General features: G+C 61.8%; 13 protein-coding genes. 5 read left to right on the top strand and 8 right to left on the bottom strand.

What is annotated here, in order from left to right; translation table 11 throughout:
• The first annotated feature begins 102 nt into the window (after positions 1-102).
• Positions 103-1,938, top strand: a complete 1,836-nt coding sequence (locus FN060_RS12630) for an AsmA family protein (protein WP_142588309.1) — start codon at positions 103-105, stop codon at positions 1,936-1,938.
• Positions 1,939-2,007: 69 nt separating this feature from the next.
• On the opposite strand, the gene FN060_RS12625 is transcribed toward FN060_RS12630, so the two are convergent.
• The 5 genes from FN060_RS12625 to FN060_RS12605 form a co-directional block, all read right to left on the bottom strand.
• The gene (locus FN060_RS12625; protein ID WP_077549111.1) at positions 2,008-2,826 is read right to left on the bottom strand and encodes an ABC transporter permease; all 819 of its coding nucleotides are present in this window, start codon (positions 2,824-2,826) and stop codon (positions 2,008-2,010) included.
• Between the two features lie 3 nt (positions 2,827-2,829).
• On the bottom strand, positions 2,830-3,738 hold the full coding sequence (locus FN060_RS12620) for an ABC transporter permease subunit (RefSeq protein ID WP_142588308.1): 909 nt from the start codon (positions 3,736-3,738) through the stop codon (positions 2,830-2,832).
• A gap of 12 nt (positions 3,739-3,750) precedes the next feature.
• Entirely contained in the window at positions 3,751-4,905 is a 1,155-nt protein-coding gene (locus FN060_RS12615) for an ABC transporter ATP-binding protein (RefSeq protein WP_142588307.1), read from the bottom strand.
• Between the two features lie 72 nt (positions 4,906-4,977).
• Complete coding sequence (locus tag FN060_RS12610; RefSeq protein ID WP_142588306.1) at positions 4,978-6,075, bottom strand: polyamine ABC transporter substrate-binding protein; 1,098 nt, start codon at positions 6,073-6,075, stop codon at positions 4,978-4,980.
• A gap of 110 nt (positions 6,076-6,185) precedes the next feature.
• Complete coding sequence (locus FN060_RS12605; protein WP_142588305.1) at positions 6,186-7,604, bottom strand: helix-turn-helix domain-containing protein; 1,419 nt, start codon at positions 7,602-7,604, stop codon at positions 6,186-6,188.
• Positions 7,605-7,822: 218 nt separating this feature from the next.
• Between FN060_RS12605 and aceA the strand changes: the two genes are divergently transcribed.
• Both aceA and FN060_RS12595 read left to right on the top strand, forming a co-directional pair.
• On the top strand, positions 7,823-9,112 hold the full coding sequence (aceA, locus tag FN060_RS12600) for an isocitrate lyase (protein WP_142588304.1): 1,290 nt from the start codon (positions 7,823-7,825) through the stop codon (positions 9,110-9,112).
• 110 nt (positions 9,113-9,222) lie between these two features.
• Complete coding sequence (locus FN060_RS12595; protein WP_052637005.1) at positions 9,223-9,459, top strand: SMc00767 family acetate metabolism repressor; 237 nt, start codon at positions 9,223-9,225, stop codon at positions 9,457-9,459.
• Between the two features lie 53 nt (positions 9,460-9,512).
• On the opposite strand, the gene FN060_RS12590 is transcribed toward FN060_RS12595, so the two are convergent.
• The 3 genes from FN060_RS12590 to FN060_RS12585 form a co-directional block, all read right to left on the bottom strand.
• On the bottom strand, positions 9,513-10,385 hold the full coding sequence (locus FN060_RS12590) for a LysR family transcriptional regulator (protein WP_142588303.1): 873 nt from the start codon (positions 10,383-10,385) through the stop codon (positions 9,513-9,515).
• Between the two features lie 284 nt (positions 10,386-10,669).
• Positions 10,670-10,804 carry a hypothetical protein gene (locus FN060_RS23380; protein ID WP_280514325.1) on the bottom strand — a complete coding sequence of 45 codons (135 nt, stop codon included), beginning with the start codon at positions 10,802-10,804 and terminating at the stop codon, positions 10,670-10,672.
• Between the two features lie 132 nt (positions 10,805-10,936).
• Entirely contained in the window at positions 10,937-12,124 is a 1,188-nt protein-coding gene (locus tag FN060_RS12585; protein ID WP_142588302.1) for a BaiN/RdsA family NAD(P)/FAD-dependent oxidoreductase, read from the bottom strand.
• A gap of 121 nt (positions 12,125-12,245) precedes the next feature.
• Here FN060_RS12585 and FN060_RS12580 point away from each other — a divergent pair, with 121 nt between their 5' ends.
• Both FN060_RS12580 and FN060_RS12575 read left to right on the top strand, forming a co-directional pair.
• Positions 12,246-13,697 (top strand): glutamine synthetase family protein, encoded by a 1,452-nt coding sequence (locus FN060_RS12580; protein WP_077549102.1) that lies wholly within the window; start codon positions 12,246-12,248, stop codon positions 13,695-13,697.
• 8 nt (positions 13,698-13,705) lie between these two features.
• Positions 13,706-14,995 carry an NAD(P)/FAD-dependent oxidoreductase gene (locus tag FN060_RS12575; protein WP_142588301.1) on the top strand — a complete coding sequence of 430 codons (1,290 nt, stop codon included), beginning with the start codon at positions 13,706-13,708 and terminating at the stop codon, positions 14,993-14,995.
• Positions 14,996-15,077: the final 82 nt, after the last annotated feature.

The raw sequence follows: 15,077 nt of genomic DNA, 5'->3' as shown, positions 1-15,077 counted from the left end.
CCGGAGCCCAGTTTGCGCCAGAAGCCCATTTACTGTATCCGCAGGCCTTACCCAGCAACTTGATCAAGATTACCGCGAGAGCCCGCGAGGCTTAGGAGGCCTATGGCAGAGGGAGTTGGCGTAACCTCGAAGCGACTGTTTCGCCGCTCGTGGCGTCCGTTCGGCGCGGGTATCCTGCTTCTTGTGGGGCTAGTGCTGGCTGTTCAGGCGCTGGCGCCTGTTCTGATCTCCAGCTCGATCGTACGGGATGGAATAGAGCGTGCACTGTCCGATTGGACTGGCCATGATGTTCGCATAGAAGGACCTCCAAAACTCAGCTTCTGGCCCGAGCCCGAAATCGAGGTCAGCCGTATCGTCGTCACGAAACAAACGCCCTCAGGCATTCGCGTTCTGGCGCGCGTCTCGCGGATGACGGCTGACTTCCGCCTCCTCAAGGCGATGGGGGGAAGCCTGGAGTTTCGCGACTTCACGTTCTTCGACCCGGAGATATTCCTCTTGCGTGACGAGGAGGGCCGCCTGGATTGGGCGCAGGAGGGTCGGCTCACTGGCGCAATACGCAGTGCTGTCGAGGTGGACGGACGCGTGGTTCTCGATCGGTCACTGGACCTTGCCCTGGGCGATGTCACGATCAACAACGGTCGGGTCGAGGTGAAAGACGCTGCGACTGGGCGCGTCTGGTCGGGGCGTGGAATTACGGGTGATCTCGATTGGCCCCGACTGTCCGAGCCAGCCTCGCTGCATGTGACGGCGGTGGTCAATGGGCAGGCATTGCAGCTTTCCGGCTCCTCAGGTCAGCCTCTACTCCTTCTTGCGGGTCGGTCTGCGTCCCTTGAACTCTCCCTCAACTCGGACCTGCTGGCAGCCGAGTTTGCCGGAACCGCAGACCTCGCGAAAGGAGGCTTCCTGTCCGGACCAGTCAAGCTCTCAACACCAAACGCGCAAGCTGCTCTCGCATGGGCAGGAGTGCCGATTTCAGACCTTGCATCAGATGGACGATTGTCGATCGAGGCCCGGCTGCTGACAACTGAGAGAGCACTGCGCTTTGATGAACTGCATCTCACGACAGAGTGGATGGAAGCGACGGGAATAATTGACCTGCTGCTCCCGCAGGATCGCCCCCTGCGCGTGACGGGGACGCTAGCCGCGAACCGCTTCGACCTCGCCGACCTGCAGGCAGCGACGAGACCAAAGCCTGACGGCGACGGGAAAGGCAGTTTCTTGGACCGGATGGAGCTCGACTTGCGTCTTTCGGGACAGGACGTTTCGCTCGCCAACCTTTCGCTCACCCAGGCGGCGGTAAGCATCCTTCGTGAGAACGGTCAGTCCCGCTTTGATCTTGTGGATGGAACGCTCGGAGGGGGCGACATGACTGGTCAGGTCATCACCTCCGTAGGGGCGGGAAAGCTCACCACCGATGTCACGGTCTCTGTCCGGAACGCCGACCTCGGGGAGATCTTCGAGACGCTAAGGCTGCGTGGCCCGGTTCCTCAAGCCCAGGGCTCCTTCGAAGTGACATTGGCAACGACGGAGGACGGCTGGAGGGGCTGGCGCAAGGGCCGGGGCTCCTTTCGCATGACGACCGGCCCGGGCACCTTGGCCGGTCTGGAACCGGAAACGATCCTGACCCGTGCACGCCAGGGACGGTACCAGCCCCTGACGAACCCGGACGGCCAGGACTTTGACTACCAGAGCCTTGCGCTTTCTGCGACGTTCGCACGTGGTTTGGCGGAGATCGAGACGGCCATCATCGAAGGCAACGGCCTGCGCGTGGAATTTTCAGGCGCGCTTCCACTGACGGACGGCGGTCTGGCGCTCTCGACGACGATCAGCAGACGAGAACAGCAGGGTGAGGAGAACGTGCTGTTCATCGGCGGCTCTCTTTCGGAGCCGATGGTAATTGCCCTGATGCCACCGGCCATTCCGGCTTCATCCGATTAAGCCCACCTCGGCCACCACCGCCACTGATTGGCGTGAGGCGCCGACCGGAAGGCTGGCGCCTTCGTCCCTTCAAGTTGTTCCCCGCAGAGCAACATGCTCGTCGCGGATGCGCCTGAGCTCTGCACGCTTTGATGCGATGGAGGCGAAAATGACACCGATCGTCACCAGGCCGATGAGAATCGTGCAGATTGCGTTGATCTCCGGCGTCACCCCCAGCCTCACCTGCGAATAGATCTTGATTGGCAAGGTGGTCGCGCCGGGTCCGGTGGTGAAGCTCGCGATGACCAGATCGTCGAGCGAGAGGGTGAAGGCCAGCATCCAGCCCGCGACCACCGCCGGCATGATGAGCGGAAGCGTGACCTTGAAGAAGGTTTTGACCGGCGGACAGCCAAGATCGAGTGCCGCCTCTTCGAGGCTGCGGTCGAAGGTGAGGAGTCGCGACTGGACGACAATCGCCACGTAGCACATGGTGAAGGTCGTATGGGCTATCGTCACCGTCCAGAAGCCACGATCGACGTTGAGCGCCACGAACAGCAGGAGCAGCGACAGTCCGGTGATGACCTCCGGCATGACCAGCGGCGCATAGATCATTCCCGAAAATGCCGTTCGCCCGGGGAATCGTGAAAAGCGAACCAGCGCAAGTGCCGCGAGCGTACCCAGCACGGTCCCAAGCGTGGCACTCAGCACCCCCACCCGCGCCGTGACCCAGGCGGCATCCATCAGCCCCTGATTGGACCACATGGCCGCATACCACTGGAGCGAAAACCCGCCCCAGACGGTCACCAGCCGGGAGGCGTTGAAAGAGTAGATGACCAGGATGATGATCGGAATGTAGAGGAAGGCGAAGCCCAGGGTGAGGATGATGGGGTCAAAGCGTGAGGACTTCATGGCTCACCTCACCTTCTGCTGCTGGTTCTGGAAGATCATGATCGGCACCACCAGCACCAGCAGGAGGAGCACCGCTACGGCTGATGCGAGCGGCCAGTCACGATTGCCGAAGAACTCCGTCCACAAGGTCTTGCCGATCATCAGTGTCTGGGCCCCGCCAAGCAGGTCGGGGATGACGAACTCACCTGTGATCGGGATGAAGCATATCATCGAGCCGGCGACGACGCCCGGCACTGACAGCGGGAACGTGATCCTCCAGAAGGCCTTCCAGGGCGGGCAGCCGAGATCGCTGGCCGCCTCGAGCAGCGTCCCGTCCATCTTCTCCAAGGCGGCATAGAGTGGGAGAACCATGAACGGCAGGTAGGAATAGACGATGCCGATGAAGACGGCGATGTCGGTGCGGTAGATCTGCACCTGCTCGTCGGGACCCAGCAAGCCGAGCGCCTGAAGTAAAACCGTAAGAAGTCCTTCCGGCTTCAGGATGCCGATCCAGGCATAGACACGGATTAGGAACGAAGTCCAGAACGGCAGGATCACCAGCATGACCAGGGTTGGTCGCAACGAATTCGGTGCGCGCGCCATGGCGAGTGCGATCGGGTAGCCGATCAGCAGCAGGAGGACGGTCGAAATCGCCGCAATGCGCAAAGAGGAGAGGTAGGACTGCAGGTAAAGTGGGTCCTCCAGGAGGAAGCTGTAGTTTTCGAGGTCCAGTTGGCGCACGAAGTCGCCGAGCATGCCGGGGCCTTCGAAGACCGGCAGGTAAGGAGGCATGGCGATCGCCGTGTCGGACAGCGATATCTTCAGGATGATCAGGAACGGCGCGGCAAAGAAGAGCAGCAGCCACAGATATGGGATGATGACGACCAGCCATCTCGCTGGTCCCGCCTGGGGAGGTGCCGCAGTGTCAGCCATTCTCCACTCCCCTCAATTGGTCAGGATCAGCCCGGCATCCCTAGGCCAGCTCAGCCAGACCATGTCGCCGAAGGTAATCGGGCGATCGACAAGCCTGGAGACGTTTGCCTGCGCGGCGCGGATGATCCGACCGTCCTCCAGCCTGACAAGAAAGACGGAAAAATCGCCGAGATAGCCGATGTCCCAGACCTCCCCATGGGCCGCATTGACGCCCGTATCGGCGGGAGGATCGAGAGTGATGCGTACTTTTTCCGGCCGGATGGCGAAGGCCGCCTTGCTGCCCTCGACCGCCGCGCATTCCTGCTCGACCGAAACTGCCAACCCGTCGCAGTTCAGGGTGACGGTCATCGAGGAGCCGCCGCCGCTCACTCCGGTGACGGTACCTTCCATGATGTTGATGTCGCCTATGAAATCGGCGACATAGCGGCTGTTGGGCGCCTCGTAGATTTCGGCAGGCGTGGCAACCTGAACGATCCTGCCCTTGTCCATCACCGCAATACGATCCGAGACTGTCATCGCCTCCTCCTGGTCATGGGTGACGATCAGGAAGGTCAGGCCCAGCGTGTGCTGGATATCCATCAGTTCGAACTGCGTCTCCTCGCGCAGCTTGCGATCGAGAGCGCCCAGCGGTTCGTCCAGCAGAAGCACTTTCGGACGCTTCGCGAGGGATCGGGCCAGAGCCACGCGCTGCCGCTGGCCACCGGACAATTGGCCGGGCTTGCGCTTCGCAAACTCCTCCAGCCTGACGAGCCTCAGCATTTCCTGGACGCGTGTGTCGATCTCTCCCTTCGGCAGCTTGTCCTGTTCGAGACCGAAAGCAATGTTCTTCTTCACCGTCATGTGGGGGAAGAGTGCGTAGCTCTGGAACATCATGTTGGTCGGGCGCCGATAGGGCGGCACGCCCGAGATGTCCTTGCCTTGCAGCAGGATTCGCCCTTCCGTCGGCTCCTCGAAGCCTGCCAGCATCCGCATCAGCGTGGTCTTGCCGCATCCAGAAGGGCCAAGCAAGGAGAAGAACTCACGTTCGTATATGTCGAGGCTCAGCTCGCTGACGGCGGTGAAATCGCCGTAGCGCTTCGTGATGTTCTCAAAGCGGATGAATGGTACGGCGTCGGGTTCTGTCCATGGAGAAAACGTCCGTTTCACGGGTCCCAGAGATCTGGCCATGCCTGCTCCATCGAGCGTTGCGGGTATCAGTGACAAGAATGCGAAGGGCGGGTCACTGCCCGCCCCTCTGTATCAGCTGCCGGTCTTGATCTGGGTCCAGATCCGGTTGAGCACGCGTTGCTCACGCGGCCCATAGGGAGAGATGGTGAAGAGCTTCGACACGGTCTCGGCCGGAGGATAGACGGAGGGATTTTCCAGGACTTCCTTGTCGAGCAGTTCCTGCGATGCCAGGTTGCCGTTTGCATACTGGACGTAATTCGAGGCCTTGGCGATGACCTCGGGCTTCATCAGGAAGTTGATGAAGGCATGCGCTTCCTCGACATTCTTGGCATCCGCCGGGATCGCCAGATTGTCGAACCACATGTAGGTGCCTTCCTTCGGAATCACGTACTCCACGTTCACGCCGTTGGCAGCCTCCTCCGCCCTTGCCTTGGCCTGCAGCACGTCGCCCGACCAGCCCATCGAGATGCAGGTATCGCCATTGGCCAGTTCATCGATGTAAGCCGACGAGTTGAAAGTCTTCACGAACGGGCGGATGTTCATGTAAACCTCGCCACCTGCCTCAAGGTCGGCCGTCTCCTTGCTGTCCGGATCTTTGCCGACGTAGTTCATCGCGATCGCGAAGGTCTCGTCGGAGGCGTCGAGGATGTTGATACCGCAGGCTTTCAGCTTCTCGGCATTTTCCGGCTTGAAGAGGATGTCCCAGCTGTCGACCGGCACGTCGCCAAGCGCTGCCTTGACCTTATCGACGTTATAGCCAAGCCCGGTCGTTCCCCACATGTAGTTGACCGCGTACTCGTTGCCGGGGTCGTACTTGGCCAGGCGCTCGGTGATTTCCGGCCACATGTTCGACAGGTTCGGCAGCTTCGACTTGTCGAGCTTCTGGAAAACGCCCGCCTGGATCTGGCGCGCCAGGAAGGGTGCGGTCGGAACCACGACGTCGTAGCCGGAGCCACCGGCCAGAAGCTTCGTCTCGACGATTTCGTTGGAATCGAACACGTCATAGACAACCTTGATGCCGGTCTCCTTCGTGAAGTCTTCCAGCACCGACTCATCGATGTAGTCGGACCAGTTGTAGACATGCACCACCCGTTCCTGGGCCATGGCGGCCGTAGCGGTCACCGCGAGGCTGGCAACGGTCGCAGCAAGATGCAGCAGCTTGGTCTTCATGATCTCTCCAGTTCGACTTGTCGGCCATCGATGCAGCCGTTCCCCATTTCGAGGCGAGAGTAAGAAGGAAATTTTGCCGCCACAAGGAAAATGTGCACTGCAGGATCGGCTTACTGGAAATCGAAGGCGCTCAATCCGGTCACCATCTCGTCAAGCCCCAGCGGGCGCGTCAACGGGGGTTCCGCGCGGGCAAGGCAGCCCCGTCTTTCGCAGAGGCGGCAGGCCGTGCCGGCGAGCACGCCCGCGGCCGTGCTTTCAACGGCAGGGCCATAAACAGTCTCGTCGGCGATCGCCAGTTCGCATCCGATGAGCAAGGCGGTCCGCCTTATCCGTTCTCCGAAAGCCGCCTGAGGTCCGTCGATGGTACGGGAAACCGTCAGGTAGGCGGTACCATCGGGCATTTCAGCTGCTTCCGCCAATATCTGGCCAGGCTGGGCGAAGGCTGAGTGGATGCCGAGCTTCGGACAGAGCCCGCCGAACGCCGCCCTGGGATAGCCTTGGGCTCCCGCACGCCGGATGACATTGCCCGCATGATCCAGTTCAAGCAGGAAGAACGGCAGCCCCACCGCCCCGGGTCTGGAAAGCGTGGTGATCCGGTTGGCCGCCTGCTCGAACGAGACATCGAAGCGGGACCTTAAGAGATCGATGTCATAGCGCGCCTTCTGGGCAGCCGACAGGAAGGCCCCGTATGGCATCATCAGCGCATGCGCGGCATACCGTGCCAGTTCGAACCTTCCGATGCGGCGTGCCTCGCCGCTGGTGAAGGAGAGGTCTTCCAGTTCCGCCAGGATTTCCGAGGACAGCGCCAGTTGTGCCGCCTCGGCGGCCATTTCTCGCGTCCTGTCGAAGGGAGACAGCCTCTCGGACAAAAAGAGCCGCATCGAGTGGCGATCATATCGGCGTCGCAGATTTGGCATTGCGTGTATGGGCAGGGTGCGCGCGGCAATACCATGCTCGGCCTTCAGCCAGGCCTTCAAGGCTCCCGGCAGGTCCTCCCCTGGACCCAGGCGTTGCACGAACTCTTCGGCTGCATCTTCGATCCGGCCGAAGAAGTTCGGACGACGCTCCAGCCTGTCCCGGACTTCGTCGATCGGCAAATGGGTTGCAGAAACTGAAGTCTCATGCCCCTCCTTCGCCAGAATGTCGGTGAGATCCGTCAGGCGGGCCGCCTGTTCCCGATAAGCCCGGTAAAGCTTCACCATTCCAAGCGCGGCATTGGGAGCAGCCTCCGCGACTTCGAGGATTTCCTGATCGCCCGGAATTTCGCCCGACAGGAGAGGATCGGCAAACACTTCGCGCAGTTGGGTCGCTGCGCCGTTGCCCTCTCCCTGCAGCAGGTCGAGATCGACCTTGTAGACCGAGGCCAGCTTGATGAGCAGTTGCACCGTGAGCGGGCGCTGGTTCCGCTCGATCAGGTTCAAATAGGACGGCGATATCCCAAGCGCCTCCGCCATTGCCGTCTGCGTCAGGCCGAGCCCGAGACGAACACGTCGCACGCGAGGCCCGGCGAAAATCTTGCGTTCAGCCATTTGTCACCTTTTTTACACGCCCGCACCACACAGCTTCTTTGACTATTTTTACATCTTCACAACGGCACTTGTCAAACAAGCGACATCATAACCCTTTTAATGTCTCTGTTTTTGCATATTTTCTGGCAGTTCAGCGTTTGCATCTGTAAATCCCGTCACAGACGCAGGCAGCTATGGTTGCTGATGCGGAAGTCACGAATGAAGATGGAGCCTTGCAGATGACCGACTTTTACAACCTCGTTCCGAACGCCCCAAAAGACCGTTATGACGGCATCGAGCGCCCCTATACGGCGGAGGACGTCAAGCGTCTGCGCGGCTCAGTCGAGATCAACTACACGCTGGCGGAGATGGGCGCCAATCGCCTGTGGAAGCTGATCAACGAAGAGCCCTTCATCAACGCCCTCGGCGCGCTCTCCGGCAACCAGGCCATGCAGATGGTCCGCGCCGGCCTGAAGGCCATCTACCTCTCCGGCTGGCAGGTCGCTGCCGACGCCAACACCGCGTCCGCCATGTATCCGGACCAGTCGCTCTATCCGGCCAACGCAGCTCCGGAGCTCGCAAAGCGGATCAACCGCACACTGCAGCGCGCCGACCAGATCGAGACGGCCGAAGGCAAGGGGCTTTCCGTCGAGACCTGGTTTGCGCCTATCGTCGCCGACGCGGAAGCCGGCTTCGGCGGACCGCTGAATGCCTTCGAGATCATGAAGGCCTTCATCGAAGCCGGCGCCGCAGGCGTTCACTTCGAGGACCAGCTCGCCTCTGAAAAGAAGTGCGGCCATCTCGGCGGCAAGGTTCTGATCCCGACGGCGGCCCATATCCGCAACCTGAACGCCGCCCGTCTCGCCGCGGACGTCATGGGCGTTCCGACGCTGATCGTCGCCCGTACCGATGCCGAGGCCGCTAAGCTCCTGACGTCGGACATCGACGAGCGCGACCAGCCTTTCGTCGACTACGATGCCGGCCGCACGGCCGAAGGCTTCTACCAGGTCAAGAATGGCATCGAGCCCTGCATCGCCCGTGCGATCGCCTATGCTCCGCACTGCGACATGATCTGGATGGAAACCGGCAAGCCGGACCTGGAACAGGCCCGCAAGTTCGCCGAAGCCGTCCACAAGGCACACCCGGGCAAGAAGCTCGCCTATAACTGCTCGCCGTCGTTCAACTGGAAGAAGAACCTGGACGACGCGACGATCGCGAAGTTCCAGAAGGAGCTGGGTGCGATGGGCTACAAGTTCCAGTTCATCACCCTCGCCGGCTTCCACCAGTTGAACTACGGCATGTTCGAACTGGCGCGCGGCTACAAGGATCGGCAGATGGCCGCCTATTCCGAGCTGCAGGAAGCCGAATTCGCGGCAGAGGTCAACGGCTACACCGCCACCAAGCACCAGCGCGAGGTCGGCACCGGCTACTTCGACGCTGTCTCCATGGCGATCACCGGCGGCAAGTCCTCGACCACAGCCATGAAGGAATCGACCGAGACCGAGCAGTTCAGGCCGGCCGCCGAATAATCTCCCGGGCACAGCCCTTCGCCCTACCTCTTCCCGTCCGCGGGGAGAGGAGACCGACAAAAGTCCGGATCAGCAACGTCAAGAACCCCGCGTATAAGAGGAGAAATGCAATGACCCCACAGACCCGCGTCAAGGAACGTGCCGAAGAACAGGCATCCGCCATGACGACCGACCAGCAGGCCATGATCCGCATGGTCGCCAACGACCTACACCGTCTCAACCAGTCGGTCATGAAAGCCGTCGATGCTGGCGTATCGGTCGAACTCGTCCGCTCCGCCCGTCATCATGGCGGCGACGGAAACTGGGGCGATCTCCTCATTCCGGTTGTTGTCACCCAGGCTCACTGAGCAGGCCATTATAGGCAAAGGGCGTCGCGCATGTCGCGGCGCCCTTTGCGCATTCAGCCCGTCGAGGCGGGGCGGCGGCCGGCAAAGAGGTCGGCATGGCTGCGAACAAGCTCCGTGATCCGATCCACGACCGTCCGGATCTCCCGCCTGTGGCGGTCGTCGTTGTTCATCACGATCCACTGGGTGTGACGCAGGGCGGTTATCTCCTCCCCTACCCGTTCCAGCCGAAGGTCATTGTCCCCCACGAAACATGGCAGCACGGCGATACCGGCGCCTGCGATCACCAGGTCACGGAGCGACCTCGGGCGATTTACCGTCACTGTAATCGCGCCCGCCTGATGCTCGTGCGGATAGCGGAGGTAAGCGGAAATCGCCTCTTCCTCCGAAACGGCAAGCCAGCGCTCCTCGCTCGAGGAAGCGGCTTCGCGGGAGCGATACGCGGCGTAAGCCACTTCGCCCAAACGGCGCGCGGCAAGATTACCCTCCTCCGGCTCGAAGGCCCGGATGCCGATATCGCTCTCGCGGTGCGCGAGGCTCGCCCTTCGCTCCGCGATGAACATGTCGATGCGGAGGTTCTCTTCGGCCGTCTGGAGGCGTGTGTGATGCCTTGCCAACCACCAGGCAAGCCAGGTGCCGCAGGCGATCCTCACGAGCGGCGAAGCACTTTCCTGTTGCCACGCATCGATCCGCCGTGCCGCACCTTCCATCTCCTGCACCTGCTCGAAAAGCACCGCGCCCTCAGGCGTCAGCTGATAGCCGGTCCGGCTGCGGAGAAAGAGCGGGCGCCCCACGCCGCCTTCCAGCTCGAGCATGCGACGTCCGATGGTAGCAGGGCTCAAGCCGGTGACACCGGCGGCGCCGGACAGGCCGCCATGGCGGGCGACCTTGAGGAAAAGTTCGTATGTGTCCCAACCTATGTTTTTCATTGGTGAAAAACATAGCGCGTTTCCCGCTGTTTCAGAAGCCTGTGAACCGTTCTATCTCACACGACGGCTTTTCATCTTCGGAGGTAGAGACAATGTACGAAGTCGTCGCTGCGATCGTGGCATCATCCCGAGCATGGGAGAATAGAGGAAGGACGGAGCGTGGACTGGAAGATCGATATTATCAGCGGTTCGCGACGCCGATACCGAGTGCTCCTGCAGCCGTCTGCCGGATTGCGGACAGGCTCTTGAGCCTCAGGCCGTCGGCCAAGGACGATTCGCGACGATCAGGAAATTGCCGACAGCACCAGGAAGGCAGCGGTCGCGCCAGCGCACAGCAACAGGAGGCGCAGACGAAAGAGCCGGTCGGCATCCTCGGCCTTGGCAATGGCGACAGCACGGGCACGGTGAACTTTTTGCATGATCTGAACCCCAAGAGCGTTGTCGGTCGCGGTCTGCCGCGACAGGCCGGATGCCACATCCTGACAGCAGGAATTTGCCGGCATCAAGGCAGGATGATCAAAGCACCTTAACAAGGCTTGAATCAGCGATGCCTACAATGCGTCCCCACAAACATGGCCCGAGGCCCAGGCCCACTGGAAATTATACCCCCCAAGCCAGCCGGTCACATCGACGCACTCGCCGATGAAGTGGAGGCCGGGAACCTTCCTGGCGGCAAGCGTGCGCGAATCCAGTTCCTTTGTATCGACACCGCCAAGGGTTACCTCCGCCGTGCGATAGCCTTCGGATCCCGCCGGCCGAACACGCCATTCCTGGGCCGAGGCAGCGACCGCCTGCAGCACCCTGTCGGGGCAGTCGGCCAGCTGGACATGGGCCGCGACGCCCGGCCTTTCCAGGAGGTACTGCGCGAGGCGCCTCGGCAAAAGCTCGGACAGTACGGTCAGAGGCGCCTGGCGGCCATTCTCCCTCCGCGCCGACCTCAGCATCTGGAAGAGGTCATGCTCCGGCTCGATCTTCAGCAGGATCTCGTCGCCTTCGCGCCAGTAGGACGATATCTGCAGGATAGCCGGCCCGCTCATACCCCTGTGGGTAATGAGGAGGGCTTCGCGAAAGGCCGTCTTTCCGTGACGCACCTCCGCGGGGACAGAAACTCCCGACAGCGGCGCCAGACGCTCGAGCAATGGCGGATCGAGCGTCAACGGCACCAGCCCCGGGCGGGTTTCGATCAGGTTCAAGCCGAACTGCTCGGCGATCCGATAGGCAAGACCGGTGGCTCCCATCTTCGGGATCGACTTGCCCCCCGTGGCAACCACCAAGGCTGGGGACTCAACTGGCCCGGTTGACGTTCCGACACGGAATACTGCACCGGTGTGTTCGACCGACGAAATCTCCTGCTGGAGCTCCATCTCGACATTGGCGGCGCGCATCTCTGTCGTCAGCATTCCGATGATCTCTTTGGCGCTGCCGTTACAGAACAACTGCCCGAGCGTCTTCTCGTGCCAGGCTATGCCATGCTTGTCCACGAGAGCAATGAAATCACGCGGCGTGTAGCGCGCAAGGGCCGACTTGGCGAAGTGCGGGTTGGCGGAGATGTAGTTTGCCGCCGAAGTCCCGGTATTGGTGAAGTTGCATCTTCCGCCGCCGGAAATGCGGATCTTTTCGCCCGGCGCCTTCGCATGATCGAGGAGCAGGACCCTCCTCCCGCGCTGCCCGGCACGAATGGCGCACATCATCCCCGCGGCTCCGGCTCCAAGAATGACGGCGTCGAATTTGCGGACCAAGTGCGGCTCCCTTCAGCAGGTTTCCCTGTTTGCGATCAGTCGGGCAAAGTCAATGCCGCCCCCTCGCCAATTGCCGATCTCTGGTTATGATGGCGCTCCGATCAACGCAAACCGGTGCTTCATGACGCGCAAGAAACCGTCGCCTGCCTCCCCATCCGCAGGGCCTGTGCTGAAATCGACCGGCGGACAGCCCACGCCACCAGCCCTGACCTCTCTGCGCGGCGTACACGACTGGAAGGAAGCCGTCGCCTGGCTGCGGGCGCGCGGCATCGAGGATGTCGAGTGCATTACGCCAGACCTCGCAGGCGTCCCGCGCGGCAAGATGATGCCGTCGTCGAAGTTTACCTCCAACACGTCGCTGGCCTTGCCTTCCGCTCTCTACCGACACACGATCTCCGGCGAGTATCCGGATGAGACGGCCAGCTTCCGTTATGAGCCACGCGACAGCGACCTGAAGCTGGTTCCCGACCTTTCGACTCTCTCCGTCGTGCCTTGGGAGACGGATCCGACGGCCCAGGTCATCTGCGATGTGGTCGGCATCGGCGGCGACAACGTCCCCTACACGCCTCGCGCCGTCTTGAAGAACATCGTCGACCTTTATCATGAGCGCGGGTGGAAGCCGGTGGTCGCGCCGGAAATCGAGTTCTACCTCGTCGCCAAGAATGATGATCCGGACTATCCCCTGCACCCGCCGAAGGGCCGCTCGGGCCGCGCCATTCTCGGCGGCCAGGGGTATTCGATCGCCGGCATCAACGAGTTCGATGAACTGATCGACGACATCTACCATTTCTCCGAGAAGCAGGGCCTGGAGATCGACACGCTCATTCACGAGGAAGGGCCTGCCCAGCTTGAGATCAATCTGCGGCACGGCGACCCGATAGAATTGGCCGACCAGGTCTTCCTCTTCAAGCGCACGATCCGCGAAGCTGCGCTGAAGCACGGCATCTACGCGACGTTCATGGCAAAGCCGATGCAGGGTCAGGCGGGATCCGCCATGCACATCCACCAGTCGGTGGTCGACATTGAAACGGGACGGAACGTCTTTTCCAACGAGGACGGCTCGCCCTCCAGCGAGTTCTTCCACTTCATCGGCGGCATGCAGACCTATGTCCCCAAGGCGCTCGTCATGATGGCGCCCTATGTCAATTCCTACCGGCGCCTGACGCCGGACATGGCGGCGCCGGTGAACAATGCCTGGGGATACGACAACCGCACCACGGCCTTCCGCGTGCCGGTGTCCGATGCTGGCGCGCGGCGCGTTGAGAACCGCCTGCCGAGTTCCGATGCCAATCCTTATCTGGCGCTGGCAGCCTCCCTTGCCTGCGGGATGCTCGGCATCGTGAACAAGGTGGAGCCGGGCCCTCCGACGGAACACAGCGCGAATGAGGGTTCGATTGAATTGCCGCGCGGTCTTCTGGAGGCCGTCTCGGCGCTTGAGGCGGAGCCGGCCCTTGCGGAGGTGCTCGGCTCGGAGTTCATCGGCCTCTATGCCGGCGTCAAGCGCGGCGAATTCGAGACCTTCATGCAGGTCATCAGCCCGTGGGAGCGAGAGTTCCTGCTCCTCAACGTCTGAGTGGTCTGATGAGTGAGTGGCAGAGCCCGATTGCTCCAGGCATATCCTGGTATCAGGCCACTGTCGGTGAGCGACCGACCTATCCTGCCATGGACGGCTCCAAGGTGGCCGACGTGGCGATCGTCGGCGGCGGCTTCACGGGGCTGCAGGCTGCCTTCCACCTTGCCCGGCGAGGCGTGTCGGTTGTCCTGCTGGAAGGCGCCCGCCTCGGTGACGGCGCGTCCGGCCGCAATGGCGGCCAGATGGGAACCGGGCAGCGCGCCTGGCCGGAGGAACTGGAGCAGAAGATAGGTTTCGAGCGCTCGAAAGCGCTGTTTGACATGGCGGAGCAGGCGAAGCGCTACCTGCTGGACTTTGCATCCGAGCACCAGATCGACATGGACTACACGCCCGGCCAGATGAATGTGGCGCACAAGCCGGGCTACGAGAGGGACTACCGCGCCAATGCCGAGATCGCGGCGAAGCGTTATGGCTATCCGCATCTCAGCTTCATGGACCGGGAAGAAACGGCAGAGCGGACAGGCTCGCGACACTATTACTGCGGCGTCCGCGACACCGGCACCGGGCACATCCACCCGCTCAAGCTGCTGGTCGGCCTGGCGCGGGCCGCGCAGAGCGCCGGTGCCCACATCCACGAGATGACGAAGGTCACCGCGATCCGACGGGGAGATGGAAAGACGCTGCTTGATACGGCGCGGGGTACGGTCTCGGCAGACCGGGTCCTAATCGCCACCAACGGCTATATCGAGAAGCTCGAGCCGGTGACGGCCGGTCACATCATGCCGATCGGATCCTTCATAGCGGCAACCGAGCCGCTGGACGGCCACCCGAGCGTACTGCCGGGCGGAGAGGCCGTAGCGGACTCCCGCTTCGTCGTCCGCTATTTCCGCAAATCGCGTGACAATCGCCTGCTGTTCGGCGGCCGCGAAGTCTACTCTTCCAGCAGCCCGGAAGACACCGCAAACTTCATCCGCCGGCAGATCATCGAGACCTATCCGGCCCTCAAGGATATCCGCATCACCCATGCCTGGGGCGGCTATGTGGGGATCACCATGCCGCGGCAGCCGTTTGTCCGCGAAGTCATGCCGGGGGTCACCTCGATCGGCGGCTATTCCGGCCATGGCGTCATGTTGTCGAACTTTTCCGGCAAGCTCTATGCCGACCGCTTGACCGGCACGGCGAATGCGCTGGGTGATTTAGAGGCGCTCGATGTGCCGAGTTTCCCCGGCGGCGCCAATCTGCGCAAGCCGCTGCTGTTCCTCGCCCTTACATGGTATGCGCTGCGCGACCGGGTGTAACAGCGCCTCAAAAAATGCGCCTGGGGACTGGAATTTTTAAATCGATTAGATTAGGAACGTCCGAGTTCGAAAAGACGAGAGA

The organism is Pseudorhizobium halotolerans, assembly GCF_902153235.2.
GTDB lineage: Bacteria > Pseudomonadota > Alphaproteobacteria > Rhizobiales > Rhizobiaceae > Neorhizobium > Neorhizobium flavum.
Note: the sequence above shows the minus strand (reverse complement) of the source record. Positions and strands in the feature narration are given on the sequence as shown.